This window comes from Rhodococcus sp. USK13 (assembly GCF_018343855.1).
GTDB lineage: Bacteria > Actinomycetota > Actinomycetes > Mycobacteriales > Mycobacteriaceae > Rhodococcus_F > Rhodococcus_F oxybenzonivorans.
Genome location: NZ_CP069242.1, coordinates 3,556,022 through 3,569,680 on the forward strand (window position 1 = coordinate 3,556,022; position 13,659 = coordinate 3,569,680).

The window sequence follows — 13,659 nt, forward strand, 5'->3', positions numbered from 1 at the left end:
CTATGATTTCTCAGGTGAAACTTCTGCGCGGCCGCCTACTCGTCTTCTGCGCGATCGCCATGTCTGCGCTCGTCCTCAGGTTGGCGGTCACGTCGTTCAGCCCACTCGCGTCTCAGATTCGTGAGGACATCGGCTTCTCACCCACCGTCGTCGGAGTGTTCGGGATGGTGCCGACGGCGATGTTCGCGCTGTTCGGCCTGACCACTCCGCTCGTCGCCAAGCGATGGGGGCTGGAACGGACGGCGCTGGTGGCCATGTTGATGGCCGGGGTGGGAATGTTCACTCGGGCGCTGGTGAACGACACGTGGTCGTTGCTGGCGCTGTCGGCGCTCGCGCTCGCGGGGATGGGTATCGGCAACGTGGTCATTCCCCCGCTCGTCAAGCGCTACTTCTCCGACTCGCTGGCCGCGATGAGTTCGGTGTATATCGTCGGTGTGCAGATCGGGACCATCGTCCCGGCTTTCGTTGCGGTCCCTCTCGCGGAGGCGTTCGGCTGGCGTACTTCGATCGGTGTGTGGGCCGTGGTCGGTTTCGCGGCAGCACTTCCGTGGACCGTGGTGCTGGCGCGGGCGCGTCGCCGGGCAGCCTCCACGCCGGCGGGAGCGGCTGTCGGTGTTCCCCCGGGAACGCCACACGGCAAGGCGTGGCGATCACCCGTCGGCTGGGGGATGGCGGGAATGTTCGGGATGACGTCGATGATCACGTATTCGATGTTCACCTGGATTCCGGACGTCCTCGCCGATGCGGGCGCGAGCGAGGCGTTCGGTGGCGCAATGGTGGGTCTCTTCTCCTTCATGGGGCTCGTGTCCGCGTTCGGTGCTCCTACTCTGTGCGCACGAATGCGTAATCCCTTCCCGGTGGTGATCGGCTGCGCGCTCTGTTACCTCGTGGCCTTCTCCGGCCTGCTGTTCGCGCCGATGGCGGCCCCGGTCCTGTGGGTGGTGCTGCTCGGGCTCGGGCCCAGTACCTTCCCGATGTCGCTGACGCTCATCAATCTGCGCACCCGCACACACCTCGGCTCGGCGACGTTGTCGGGTTTCACGCAGGGTGTGGGGTACGCCGTCGCGTGTCTCGGTCCGCTACTGTTCGGCGTGTTCCACGATTCCACCGACGGCTGGGCGCTGTCGTTCGGATTCTTGACCGTCGCGGTAGTGATCCTCGTCATAGCGGGAGCTCAGGCCTGTAAGCCGCGGATGCTCGAGGACAGCTGGAACGGCGTTTCGGACGCTCGTCGACACGCTGCGGAAACGTCCACGAAACCTCACATCGACTCCGTCGGGAAGTGAGGATCAGTTGACGTTGCGGTCACCGACCGCAGCACCGCCGCAACACCCGTTTTCTACCTTTGGGTCTCCCACACAACGAGGAGGCCCGGGTGAAGCATTACATCGAGCACTGGGACGCAGAAGACGTCGACGCCTGGGAGGCGGGCAACAAGAACATCGCCAAGCGGAACCTGATCTGGTCGGTCGTCGCCGAACACGTCGGCTTCTCCGTCTGGTCGATCTGGTCGGTCATGGTTCTGTTCATGCCCACCGATATCTACGGCATCGACGCGGCGGGCAAGTTCTTCCTCGTCGCCGTTCCCACTTTGGTCGGCTCGGTGCTCCGGATTCCCTACACCGTGGCAACGGCCCGCTTCGGCGGCCGTAACTGGACCATCTTCAGTGCCCTGGTGTTGCTGATCCCGACGCTGTTCACCCTGTACCTGATGATGAACCCCGGGGCCTCGTACACGACCTTCATGCTCGTGGCCGCACTCGCCGGAGTCGGCGGCGGAAACTTCGCTTCGTCGATGACCAACATCAACGCTTTCTACCCGCAGCGGCTCAAGGGCTGGGCCCTCGGCCTCAACGCGGGCGGCGGCAACATCGGTGTCCCGATGATCCAGCTGGTCGGTCTTCTCGTGATCGCCACCGTGGGCAACACGGAACCGTGGATCGTCTGTGCGGTCTACCTGGTGTTCATTGCGGTGGCAGCGGTCGGCGCCGCCCTGTTCATGGACAACCTCGGCAACCAGAAGTCCGATCTCCGCTCGATGGCCAAGGCGCTGAAGTTCTCCGATTCGTGGGTCATCAGCTTCCTCTACATCGGCACCTTCGGATCCTTCATCGGGTTCAGCTTCGCGTTCGGCCAGGTTCTGCAGATCAACTTCCTCGCCGGTGGTGAGACTCCCGCACAGGCTGCACTGCATGCGGCGCAGATCGCCTTCATCGGTCCGCTGCTCGGGTCCATCGCGCGACCGATGGGCGGCAAGCTCGCCGACCGGATCGGTGGCGGGAAGATCACGCTGTACACCTTCGTTGCCATGGCGCTCGCCGCCTCCGTGCTCGTGACCGCCGGCACCATCGACGACGGCACGCCCGGCGCCGCCACGGCAGGCGTGATGGTGGCCTTCGTCTTCGGCTTCATCGCCCTGATCCTGCTGGCGGGTATCGGCAACGGTTCCGTCTACAAGATGATTCCGTCGATCTTCGAGGCCAAGGCGCAGGGCCTCGACGGGCTGAGCCGGGAGGCCAAGGCGGCCTGGTCGCGTGCAATGTCGGGAGCCCTCATCGGTTTCGCGGGCGCTATCGGAGGCCTCGGCGGTGTCGGCATCAACCTGGTGCTGCGCGCCTCCTACGGCGGGTCTGCCAAGTCGGCGACCATGGCGTTCTGGGTGTTCCTCGCCTTCTATATCGCCTGCATCGCCGTCACCTGGGTCGTCTTCCTGCGCCGCCCGTCCATCGCTCGCGGCATCTCCGTCACCGACGGCGACGAGAAGGTCTCCGTCTCGGCGTGACCAACGAGCAGTTACCGCAAGAACTCGAGTATTTCAGCTAGAAGGAGCGACGGCATGAGCCGCAAGTCAGCAGTAGTTATCGGGCACGGAATGGTCGGGCACCGCTTCGTCGAGGCGCTCCGCGCACGCGACGAGTCGGACGACTGGTCGGTGACGGTGCTCTGCGAGGAGCCCCTCCCCGCGTACGACCGCGTGGGCCTCTCCTCCTATGTGGGTGCGTGGGACCCCAAGGAGCTTGCGCTCGCAGGCAACGACTACCAGGGCGATGCCCTGGTGGACCTCCGGATCGGCCGCAGGGCCGCGTCCATCGATCGTGAGTCGCGCAAGGTCACGACCGATTCGGGGGAGGTCGTCGCCTACGACGCTCTGGTCATGGCGACGGGGTCGTACCCGTTCGTTCCGCCGATCCCGGGCCACGATCGCCCGGAGTGTTTCGTCTACCGCACGCTCGACGACCTCGACGGTATCCGCGCCCGGGCGGAGGCGGCCGGTCCCGGCGCTGTCGGCGTCGTGGTCGGCGGCGGTCTGCTCGGTCTCGAGGCAGCGAATGCACTCAAGCTGCTGGGCATGACCCCGCACGTGGTCGAGTTCGCACCCCGGCTGATGCCGCTACAGGTCGACGAGGGCGGTGGAGCGCTGCTGGCCAAGCTCGTCACCGACCTCGGCGTCACCGTCCACGCGGGTGTCGGTACCGCGGGGATCACCGAAGGCCCCGACGGCATCACTGTCGAACTGTCGGACGGTTCGACCATCGAGGCAGGGCTTCTGGTCTTCTCCGCCGGCGTGCGGCCCCAGGATCAGCTGGCCCGCGACGCGGGGCTCGACGTCGGCGAGCGTGGCGGAATTGTCACCGACCTCGGGTGCCGTACGTCCGACGAGAACATTTATGCGGTCGGGGAGTGCGCCGCGGTGGAGGGCCGCTGCTACGGGCTCGTCGCTCCCGGTTACACCACCGCGGAGATCGTCGCGGACCGCCTCCTCGGAGGAGACGCCGAGTTCCCGGGCGCCGATCTGTCGACCAAATTGAAGTTGATGGGTGTGGACGTCGCCAGCTTCGGTGACGCCCTTGCGCAGACCCCAGGCGCGCTCGAGGTCGTCCTCAACGACGCCGCGAAGGGCACGTACGCCAAGCTCGTCGTGTCGGACGACGCCAAAACCCTGCTGGGTGGCATTCTCGTCGGCGATGCGTCCGCGTATGCGTCGCTGCGTCCGCTGGTGGGCCGCGAACTGCCGGGTGATCCGGCGTCCCTCATCTCCCCGGCTGGCGAGAAGCCAGGTGCCGGGTCGCTTCCCGACGACGCCGAGGTGTGCTCCTGCAACGGTGTCACGAAGGGCGCGATCTGTGGGGCCATCGCGGAGGGCGCCTGCGACATCGCGCAGGTGAAGAGCTGCACCAACGCCGGAACCACCTGTGGTGGCTGCCTTCCCACCATCAAGCAGTTGCTGGCTTCGTCGGGCGTGGTGATGTCGAAGGCGCTGTGCGAGCACTTCGAGCAGTCGCGTGCCGAACTCTTCGAGATCGTGCAGGCCACCGACACCCGCACCTTCTCCGCGCTGATTTCCAAGTACGGCAAAGGTTCCGGATGTGACATCTGCAAGCCAGTGGTCGCCTCGATCCTCGCTTCCACCGATTCCGATCACATCCTGCACCGCAACCAGGCCGGCCTGCAGGACACCAACGACCACTTCCTGGCGAACATCCAGAAGAACGGCACCTACTCGGTGGTGCCGCGGATGCCCGGTGGCGAGTGCACGCCGGAGCAGCTCATCGTCATCGGCGAGGTGGCCCGCGACTTCGGTCTGTACACCAAGGTCACCGGTGGTCAGCGCATCGACCTCTTCGGTGCCCGCGTCGAGCAGTTGCCTGCCATCTGGAAACGCCTCGTCGACGCCGGCATGGAGTCGGGTCAGGCGTACGGCAAGTCGCTGCGCACCGTGAAGAGCTGTGTCGGGTCCACCTGGTGCCGCTACGGAGTCCAGGACTCCGTGGGCATGGCGGTCGACCTGGAGAACCGCTACCGCGGATTGCGGTCGCCGCACAAGATCAAGTTCGGTGTCTCGGGTTGTGCCCGCGAATGCGCCGAGGCGCGCGGCAAGGACGTCGGCGTCATCGCCACCGAGAACGGCTGGAACCTGTACGTCGGCGGTAACGGCGGTCAGTCGCCGAAGCACGCGCAGCTGCTCGCAGGTGGACTCGACGACGAGACGCTGGTCCGCTACATCGACCGCTACCTCATGTTCTACATCCGCACTGCGGACCGCCTCCAGCGCACGGCGCCGTGGGTGGATTCCCTGGAGGGCGGGCTCGAGCACCTCAAGGCAGTGGTGTGCGAGGACAGCCTGGGCATCGCGGCCGAGCTCGAAGCAGCGATGGACAAGCACGTCGAGGGATATCGGGACGAATGGGCGGGTGTGCTCGAGGATCCGGAGAAGCTGTCCCGATTCGTGTCGTTCGTCAACGCGCCGGAGGAGGCCGATCCGACCGTCGCCTTCGACGAGACCGGTGTCCGGAAGGTTCCCGTGCTGATGGGAATGCCGAAATTCGCAGCTTCTACCTCGGAGTAATCCCTTCTTAACGCCCACGAAACACCAGACCCGAAGTATGTACCCCACACGGAAATGCACCAGCCCCAAAGGAGGACTGTGATGACCGTCGTCGACGTGAGCGTGCACAGTGCCAGTGGAAACAGGCGCGAGAGCGTCCAATCAGGCCGGCTCGAATGGACGTCCGCATGCCCACTCAGCCGATTGATCCCCGGACTCGGCGTGGCCGTCCTGCTGCGCGGCGGTGAGCAGGTGGCGCTGTTTCTTCTCGAGGACGGATCCCTGCGCGCAGTCGGGAACATCGATCCGTACGGGCGCGCAGCAGTGATGTCCCGCGGCCTCGTCGGTGACCGCGCAGGAGAGCCCACCGTGGCGTCGCCCCTGCTCAAGCAGGTGTTCTCGCTGATCGACGGTCGTTGCCTCGACGACGAATCAGTTCGCCTGCCCGTGTACGACGTGCGCGTCTGGGCCGGTGTCGTCCAGATTCACAGTTCACATGGGAATGTCGCGGAAGCACCGGCTGACGACGTGTCCGTGGCGGGGGCTCCGAGTTCGTGAACGAGGGGACACCCCTGTGTGGGTTCACGGTCGGGATCACTGCGTCACGACGTGCCGAGGAGTTCGCGACACTTCTGACGAGGCGTGGCGCCACCGTGGTTCACGCTCCGGCGATCCGGATCATTCCGCTGGCCGATGACACCGAGCTCGAGCGCGTCACGCGTCAGATCATCGACAGTCCGCCCGACATCGTGGTCGCCACCACGGGAATCGGATTCCGCGGCTGGATGGAGGCCGCGGAAGGCTGGGGCGAAGCGGAAGAGCTCGGCCGGGCACTGGCAGCGAGCCGACTGCTGGCCCGGGGTCCCAAGGCCAAGGGTGCTATCCGCGCCGCCGACCTGAGGGAGGAATGGTCCCCGGCGTCGGAATCGTCGGCGGAAGTACTCGACCACCTCCTCGGTGAGGGTGTCGAAGGCAAACGGATCGCCGTGCAGCTACATGGCGCCACCACCGAATGGGAACCGATCGCCGACTTCTGCGAGGTGCTTCGGTGCGCCGGCGCCGACGTGATCGCCGTGCCGGTCTATCGGTGGACACCGCTCGAAGATCAGGCCCCGATGGACCGGATGATCGATCTCATCGCCAGCGGCGGACTCGACGCGGTGAGCTTCACCAGTGCACCGGCAGTGGCGTCGCTCCTGACGCGAGCCAAGGAAACCGGACTGATCGAGATGGTGCTGCACTCGCTCCGCCATCGCGTGCTCGCCGTGTGTGTGGGACCCGTGACGGCCGGGCCGTTGCGTGAGTTGGAGGTCCCGACGACGATGCCGGAACGTTCGCGACTCGGCGCCCTGGCCCGGCACATCGCCGACGAGCTGCCCCGGCGCGCCAACAAGATCCAGACTGCGGGCCATGAACTCAGCATCCGGGGAGGTTGTGTGGTGGTCGACGGTGAGGTCCGGCAGTTGCCGCCCGCAGCGATGTCGTTGATGCGGACACTGGGCGCACGTCCGGGGCGCGTCGTTCCCCGCGAGGAGTTGCTCGCCGCGTTGCCCGGGGGCGGCGGTGACACCCATGCGGTGGAGACGGCTGTGGCTCGGCTCCGCGCGTCCCTGGGAGCACCGAAAGCGGTGCAGACGGTGGTCAAGCGCGGTTACCGCCTGGCGCTCGACCCGGTCGACTGCGTCGATTCTCGTGAGGAGGGCGTTCGATGAACGAGCCAGCGCTGGTACTGGTGGCACACGGCACGCGGAGTTCGCGCGGCGTGGAGATGATCGCCACGCTCGCGGATGCCGTCGCCGAGCAGGTCGGTCCGACGCGCGTCGCCTTCGTGGACGTTCTCGGACCGTCGCCGTCCGAGGTACTGCGGGACATCACCGGCCCCGCGGTCGTGGTTCCGGCGTTTCTGGCGTCCGGGTATCACGTCCACACCGACGTTCCTCGGGAAGTCGCGGACAGCGGGCACCCGTCGGTCGCCGTCACGCGGGCACTCGGTCCTGACCCCGTACTCGCCGCAGTACTCCTGCGGCGTCTCGTCGATGCCGGGTGGCAGCCGGGGGATGCCGTCGTCCTCGCTGCGGCGGGATCGTCCGACCCCCGCGCACTCAGTGACGTGCGCCGCGCCGCAGCGATGTTGGCGGAACTCGCGGCGACGCGGGTCCGCATAGGATTCGTGGCTACCGCCGAGCCTCGCGTACCGGCTGTCGTCGGGTCGCTGCGCGCGCAGGGTGAAAAGCGAGTGTTCATCGCCTCGTACCTCCTCGCGCACGGACTCTTCCACGCCCGACTCGGTGACGCAGGGGCGGATGGTGTCGCGGAGCCGTTGGGAGTCGATCCGGCCGTCGTCGGGTTGGTGGCCGAGCGCTACCGCAGTGGCATACCTGCCGAACAGCACACCCTGTCGTTCCAGCGCTGACCCGTCAGCGCGGTAGCGGCACCAGCTCTGCCAGATCCCCGTCGGCTGCGCCCGCCGGGACCAGCGCCAACGCTTCGCGGTCGATGATGCCCGCGAGATGCGCGGTCCGGATTCCGGGGTCGACCCGCCACGTGCCGTCGGGCTGCGGGACGGCGGGCAGGATCCGGGTGGCATCGCCACTGACCTCGGATGCATTCGCGATACGAGCCAGCTGACGTGGCGCCTGGGTGCGACCCGTGAGTGCGGCCACGATGGACGGAACCGTGATCAGGAGCGTCGCGACCGCGGCGTACGGGTTTCCGGGCAGCCCGAGCACCACCCGTCCGTCGGGCAAAAGGGCGGTCACCTGCGAACCGCCGGGGCGGCACTGCACCCTTCCCACCACGATCCGGGCCTCCGCGCGGTCGAGCGCCGCACGCAACTGATCCGCCGCGCCGCCACCGGTCGCCCCCACGATCACGATCAGATCGGGCTGGCGGACTTCCCGGAACAATTCGTCGAAGCTGTCGGACTTGTCCCGCAGGTGCGTGTCCGCGACCGTCCGGATGCCACACCACGAGAGGAACTGGGGGAGAACGGGTCCCAGAGCGTCCCGCGTCTGCCCTCGTCGAAGCGGACCTTCCCGCCGGATCTCGTCTCCGGTCACCGCCACGTGCGCGCGGACGGGGCCGCGTACCCCCGCAGTGGTCACCTCCGCGCTCGCGGCTGCGGAGACGAGTGCCGGCGTGACGGCCGTGCCCTCCACCGCGAGCCGGTAGCCCTCGTGCCAGTCCTCGCCGCGCCGCCGCGCGTCGTCGCGCACGGGGGCGTCCTGGCTGCGGGACAGTTGCGGTCCGTCGGAAGTGTTTGTCACTACGGCGAATTCGTCGCGCACGACGGCGGTGGCGCCGCTGGGGAGGTGCGCGCCCGTCGCAATCCGGGCCGCCTCGCCATCCGCCAGTTCGAGTTCCTCGGAGCTGCCCGCGAACCGGATGTCGTCGCGCAGCACCCACGGACCGTCGCCCGCAACGGCGTATCCGTCCATGGCGGAGACGGCGATGCGCGGCAGAGCTTCGGCGGCGAGCAGCGGCTCGGCGAGTGTGGCGCCGAGTGACGTGCCGAGCGTCGCGGACCGCGGCGGGAGTGGGGGGACCACCTCGAGGATCGCGCGCCTGGCCTCGGCGATCGTGACCGGCGACGTAGCGGCCCTGCTGCGGGCCCGATCGATGTCCTCCGGTGTGTCGCAGTCGGTGACGCCGCGGAAGAGTACCGTGCCGAACGTTTCGGGAACGAGGGCCTTCATCGGCTGATTGATCGCCGACCCGAGCGAGCGGACACGGTCGGTCAACGCGCCGACGCGCCACGCGGACAACAGGAACTGCAAGCGGCCCGACTCGTCGACCGCGAACACGGTGTCGGCGTCCTGCACGGCGGCGGCGAGAGCCTCCACCATTGTGGGTTCCGCGAACGGCAGGTCCGACGCGAGCAGAATCACCCGGTCTCCCGGTTCGGCGTCGAGCACCGCCAGTCCGGCGGCCACCCCCGCCACCGGCCCGGCGCCCGGCGGCGTCTCCTGCGTCTGGAGCACCGTCGAGTCGAGGTCGGAGCGCCGAGGTCCCACGACGACGATGCGCGCACAGTTGTCGACGGCGTCGAGAGCGGTGTCGAGCATCCGGCGTCCGCCGACCACCACGGCAGGCTTGTCGACGCCGCCCATCCGAGTGGCTCGTCCACCGGCGAGGACGATCGCGTGAACGGGTGCGGCAGGGTTCATTCCCTCATGCTGCCGCACACCCTCAATCGCTGTGCAGGTGGCTACGCGGAGGTCCGGCGAGCCCGGAGCGTCCGCCGTGCGTCGTGCTGACGCAGAGCCATGCCACCGACGCCAGGCTGAGAACGAAGAGGATTCCAATTACCAGCATGTATCGATTGTCGGTGCAAAGTGGACCGCGATTCCCAGTCCTCTGTGGGAAAGTGGCCTGTATGAGTGGTGAACCAGTCCGAACCGTCTCGGCAGCAGAGTTGGCGGTGCTGCTCGGCGCGGCGCCTACCGGCGGGCAACCGCTGTACCGCGGACTCGCCGACGCCCTCCGCGAGAGGGTCGCCGACGGATCGATGGCCGTGGGTATCCGGCTGCCCGCCGAACGGGCCCTCGCGGAGGAACTCCGGCTCAGCCGGGTGACCGTCAGTGCCGCGTATCGCGAACTGCGCGAGGCCGGTTGGGCGTCGGCGCGACACGGATCAGGGACGTACGTGGCGATGCCCTCCGGTCCGCCGGCGTGGGGAAGCATGGTGGGTGCGCCCGTCGACGGTGTCATCGACCTCGTCAACGCCGCGCCGGCCGCGGCCCCTGAGCTCAGGGAGGCCTATCTGGACGCCGTCGAAGAGCTGCCCCGTTTCATGCCTCAGCACGGTTACCACCCCGGTGGTCTGACGACGCTGCGTGCGGCGATAGCGGGCCATTACACCCGCAGGGGTCGCCCGACCACCCCGGACCAGATCCTCGTCACCGGCGGCGCGGGTGATGCGACCGAAGTGGTGTTCGAGGCGTTGGTCGAGACGGGCGACCGGGTCCTGGTCGAACATCCGACCTATCCCGGCGCGGTCGAGTCCGTGCAGGCGGCGGGGGGCCGCCCTGTCCCTGTGCCGATCGATGCGAGGAACCCCGACGCCTTCGTCGCCGAGGCGGATCGCGCTGCCCGCCAGAGCGCTCCCACCGTGGCGTACCTGATGCCGGACTTCTCCAATCCGTCGGGAGCCAGGGCGACTCCCGACGGCAGGCGGCGGCTGGCCGCGACCATGGCCCACCACGGCGTGGTGACCGTCGTGGACGAGGTGGCGGCGGAACTCGTGCTGGACGGTTCGGGCGACCTCGAGCCGTTCGGTGTCCCTGTCCCGGAATCGGCGACCGTGGCGATCGGCAGCCTCAGCAAGACCGTGTGGGGAGGCATTCGCATCGGCTGGGTGCGCGCCGAGGCCGCCCGCACCACGCAGATGGCGAAAATCATGGCGCGGAGACAGTTGTCGGTCTCCGTTCTCGACCAACTCGCCGCAGTGCGGCTGTTCGCGCAGCACGAAGGACTGGTACTACGCCGTCGTCGTGAGTTGCGGGGGCAGCGTGACGCCCTCGCAGCGGCCGTCACCGAACGGTTGCCGGGCTGGAGCTTCCATCTGCCGTCCGGTGGGCTGTCGTTGTGGTGCCGCCTCCCGGCGGGAACCGGGTCGAGCGAACTCGTAGCAGCCGCACGCGCCAGGAATCTTCTGCTCGCACCCGGACCCCGGTTCGGTTCGGGTCATCTGTTCGACGACCACCAGCGACTCCCGTTCACCAGACCGGTCACCGAGTTGACCGCCGCCGTGGACGTGCTGGCCACCCTGGTGATGTCGGGCGAACCACCGCTGTCCACGGCGACAACGGTCGTAATCTGACCGTCCGGTCTTGGCCGGTAAAAGATACCTGTGAACCAGAGTATCGGTCAGAGACCTGTTCGGTACCCGGAAAACCGGCGGGTCCTCCGCAACTGTCTGGCATAGTGATGGCCGCCGACCTGCTCGCCGGATTGTGGGGTTTCTCATGTGCTCGTTGATTCGTCGATCTCTGGGCGCCGCCGTCGCGGGCCTCGTTGCCGGCCTCGCCGTCACCCTCGCAAGTGCTGGCACCGTTGCAGCGCAGCCGCTGTTGCCGCCGCCCCCGAGGGCGGACATAGCATTTCCCATCCCGGACCCGGATCCGTTCTACCAGCCGACGCCGGACATCGCGGCGCGAGCGCCAGGCGATGTCCTGAAAGTGCGCCGGCTACCGCCGTCGTACTACTTCCCCGGCAGCGCGATGTGGGAGGTGCTCTTCCGGTCCACCGACTCGCAAGGGAACCCCATCGCGGCCAACACCACCTATGTACTCCCGGCGAATCACGCCCCCGACGGGCCCCTGGTGTCGTACCAGCACATCATCAATTCGCTCGGGCACAAGTGCAAGATCGTCACCGAGCTGTACACCAGCGACCCGCTCCACCAGATTCGTGAGGCTGCCGGCCTCAACATCGCGTTGGCCCGGGGCTGGGCGGTTTCGCTGCCCGATCACCTGGGACCGCGAATGGCCTACGGCGCGGCGAAGCTGGGTGGCCAGATCACCCTCGACGGGATCCGGGCCGTGAAGCGGGTGCCGGAACTCCAGGTCACGAACAGCCCGGTCGGGCTGGGCGGATATTCCGGTGGGGGAATGGCCACCGCCTGGGCGGCTGCGCTGGCCCCCACGTACGCGCCGGAACTCGACATCGTCGGTGCGGCCATCGGTGGTGCACCGATGAATCTGGGGCAGATGGCACAAGGTCTGGGTACCAACCCCCACCCCGCCTTCGGCCTTGCGATGGCCGCGGCGCTCGGGCTGGAACGTGAGTATCCCGACCGCATCGACGTCAGCGGCCAACTCAACGCTCAGGGCCGCTGGCTCAAGCAGATGATCGGCAACGGGTGCACCAACGAGATCATGCTGTTCGGCGTGGGCCGCAGCGCCACGGAAATGACCGACAACAAGAACTTCATGGACAACCCCGAAGCCTGGAAGGTGATGGACGAAAACAGCGTCGAGCTGTATCCCGGCGTGCCGAAAGCGCCGATCTTCGAATGGCACAGCCCCACCGACGCCCTGATACCGGTGGACTCCATCGACAACACGCTGCGTCGCTACTGCGAGGCCGGAACACCCGTGCAGACGCTGCTTACTCCGACACCCGACCATCTGTCCGCGGCCGCTCTCGGACTATTCCAGGGGCTGGACTGGATGGATGCTCGCTTCCGCGGGGATCCCCCTCCCAGCACCTGCTGAGCAGTCCGTCAGAACCGGTGGCGTGCCGCCGCGAGATCTACGCGGCCGTCCCGCACGGGCACGCCTTCGAGTTCGAGCTTCGCGATCTGGCGGTGCGCGAGATGCGCAGCCGGACGCCCGCCGGCGCCCAGCACCCGGTGCCAGGGCAGATCCGCGGAATCGGTGCGCATGATCCAGCCGACCGTCCGTGGGCTCGACAACCCGGCGGCGGTGGCGATGTCGCCGTATGTTGCCACGCGGCCGCGAGGAATAGAGGCGACCAGTTCGCGTACGCGTTCGACCTGCTCCTCGGTTGTGGCGGGCATCAGAGAAGCGTGCGGATGAGCTGAGCCACCTCGTCGGGCCGGGCCTGCGGGACCATGTGGTCACAGTCGAGATCGACGGCGGTGAGCTGTTCACCCAGATGTTCGGCCAGGGCGCGTCGGAACTCGGGCGTGACATACGGCGGCTGCACCTTGGCCGCCTGGACGAGAACGGTGGGCAGGTTCGCCGGCGGAAGAACGGCAGGACGCGCAAGCTCGCCCCATGCCGCGACGAGCGCCGGTACGGACATTCGCCAGTTGACCCGGCCGTTCGCGAGGGTGATCAGGTGCTCGGCGATCTCCGCTTCCAATACCTCGGCGTCCACCTCACCCCAGGAACCGTGCACCTTCTCGGCACGTGCCTCGTCGACATCGGTGTAGTCGGGCGACGAGATCGTGTCGTCCGCCGCCGATCGCATCTTCTCGGGATCCAGCCCGATCGCCGGATCCAGCAGGAGGAGACCCCGGACCTGTTCGGGGACTGCCCGGGCGAGGTGGAGAGCCAGCGCGCCGCCGAACGAGTGGCCCACGACCAGAACCGGACCCCGTGCGTGAGTACGCAACGTGTCGATCACGCACGAGACGTGCGATTCGAAATTCCATGGCGGTGACCAGCTTGACCGGCCGTGACCGAGCAGGTCGGGCGCGATCCAACGCGCGTCGGGGATGTGGTCGGTGGCCAGGGCCTGCCAGCGCTTGCCGTGCCCGGTCACTCCGTGCAGAGCAAGAATCTCGGGACCGTCTTCGGCGCCGAACAGATAGGTATGCAGTGCTGACACGGATCCATGATGCCGGATCGGGCCGACCGGCGAGA

Annotated in this window: 12 protein-coding genes; 8 read left to right on the forward strand and 4 right to left on the reverse strand. The window is 67.6% G+C overall.

Going from position 1 to position 13,659, the window contains the following annotated elements:
- Positions 1-2 precede the first annotated feature (2 nt).
- The 6 genes from JQT59_RS18805 to JQT59_RS18830 all read left to right on the forward strand — a co-directional run bounded on the left by JQT59_RS18805 (position 3) and on the right by JQT59_RS18830 (position 7,739).
- Complete coding sequence (locus JQT59_RS18805) at positions 3-1,286, forward strand: MFS transporter (protein ID WP_213577338.1); 1,284 nt, start codon at positions 3-5, stop codon at positions 1,284-1,286.
- Positions 1,287-1,375: 89 nt separating this feature from the next.
- Positions 1,376-2,782: a nitrate/nitrite transporter gene (locus JQT59_RS18810; protein WP_236603298.1), complete on the forward strand. Its 1,407-nt coding sequence runs from the start codon at positions 1,376-1,378 to the stop codon at positions 2,780-2,782.
- Between the two features lie 54 nt (positions 2,783-2,836).
- Complete coding sequence (gene nirB, locus JQT59_RS18815) at positions 2,837-5,347, forward strand: nitrite reductase large subunit NirB (protein ID WP_213577340.1); 2,511 nt, start codon at positions 2,837-2,839, stop codon at positions 5,345-5,347.
- An 81-nt stretch (positions 5,348-5,428) separates the two neighbouring features.
- On the forward strand, positions 5,429-5,884 hold the full coding sequence (gene nirD, locus JQT59_RS18820; RefSeq protein ID WP_213577342.1) for a nitrite reductase small subunit NirD: 456 nt from the start codon (positions 5,429-5,431) through the stop codon (positions 5,882-5,884).
- Positions 5,881-7,038 (forward strand): uroporphyrinogen-III synthase, encoded by a 1,158-nt coding sequence (locus JQT59_RS18825; RefSeq protein WP_213577344.1) that lies wholly within the window; start codon positions 5,881-5,883, stop codon positions 7,036-7,038. Before nirD ends, JQT59_RS18825 begins: the two co-directional genes overlap by 4 nt.
- Positions 7,035-7,739, forward strand: a complete 705-nt coding sequence (locus tag JQT59_RS18830) for a sirohydrochlorin chelatase (protein WP_213577346.1) — start codon at positions 7,035-7,037, stop codon at positions 7,737-7,739. The genes JQT59_RS18825 and JQT59_RS18830 overlap by 4 nt, the downstream gene beginning before the upstream one ends.
- 4 nt (positions 7,740-7,743) lie before the next feature.
- Here JQT59_RS18830 and JQT59_RS18835 read toward each other — a convergent pair whose 3' ends face one another.
- Both JQT59_RS18835 and JQT59_RS37735 read right to left on the reverse strand, forming a co-directional pair.
- Complete coding sequence (locus tag JQT59_RS18835; RefSeq protein WP_213577348.1) at positions 7,744-9,492, reverse strand: NTP transferase domain-containing protein; 1,749 nt, start codon at positions 9,490-9,492, stop codon at positions 7,744-7,746.
- 22 nt (positions 9,493-9,514) lie between these two features.
- Positions 9,515-9,640, reverse strand: coding sequence for a hypothetical protein (locus tag JQT59_RS37735; protein WP_283254080.1), 126 nt, complete (start codon positions 9,638-9,640; stop codon positions 9,515-9,517).
- Positions 9,641-9,701: 61 nt separating this feature from the next.
- Between JQT59_RS37735 and yczR the strand changes: the two genes are divergently transcribed.
- Positions 9,702-11,147 carry a MocR-like transcription factor YczR gene (gene yczR, locus JQT59_RS18840; RefSeq protein WP_213577350.1) on the forward strand — a complete coding sequence of 482 codons (1,446 nt, stop codon included), beginning with the start codon at positions 9,702-9,704 and terminating at the stop codon, positions 11,145-11,147.
- Between the two features lie 145 nt (positions 11,148-11,292).
- Positions 11,293-12,543 carry a lipase family protein gene (locus JQT59_RS18845; protein ID WP_213577352.1) on the forward strand — a complete coding sequence of 417 codons (1,251 nt, stop codon included), beginning with the start codon at positions 11,293-11,295 and terminating at the stop codon, positions 12,541-12,543.
- Between the two features lie 8 nt (positions 12,544-12,551).
- On the opposite strand, the gene JQT59_RS18850 is transcribed toward JQT59_RS18845, so the two are convergent.
- Both JQT59_RS18850 and JQT59_RS18855 read right to left on the reverse strand, forming a co-directional pair.
- The gene (locus JQT59_RS18850) at positions 12,552-12,848 is read right to left on the reverse strand and encodes an MGMT family protein (protein WP_213577354.1); all 297 of its coding nucleotides are present in this window, start codon (positions 12,846-12,848) and stop codon (positions 12,552-12,554) included.
- A complete protein-coding gene (locus JQT59_RS18855; protein ID WP_213577356.1) occupies positions 12,848-13,624 on the reverse strand; it encodes an alpha/beta fold hydrolase in 777 nt (258 codons plus the stop codon). Before JQT59_RS18855 ends, JQT59_RS18850 begins: the two co-directional genes overlap by 1 nt.
- Positions 13,625-13,659 lie beyond the last annotated feature (35 nt).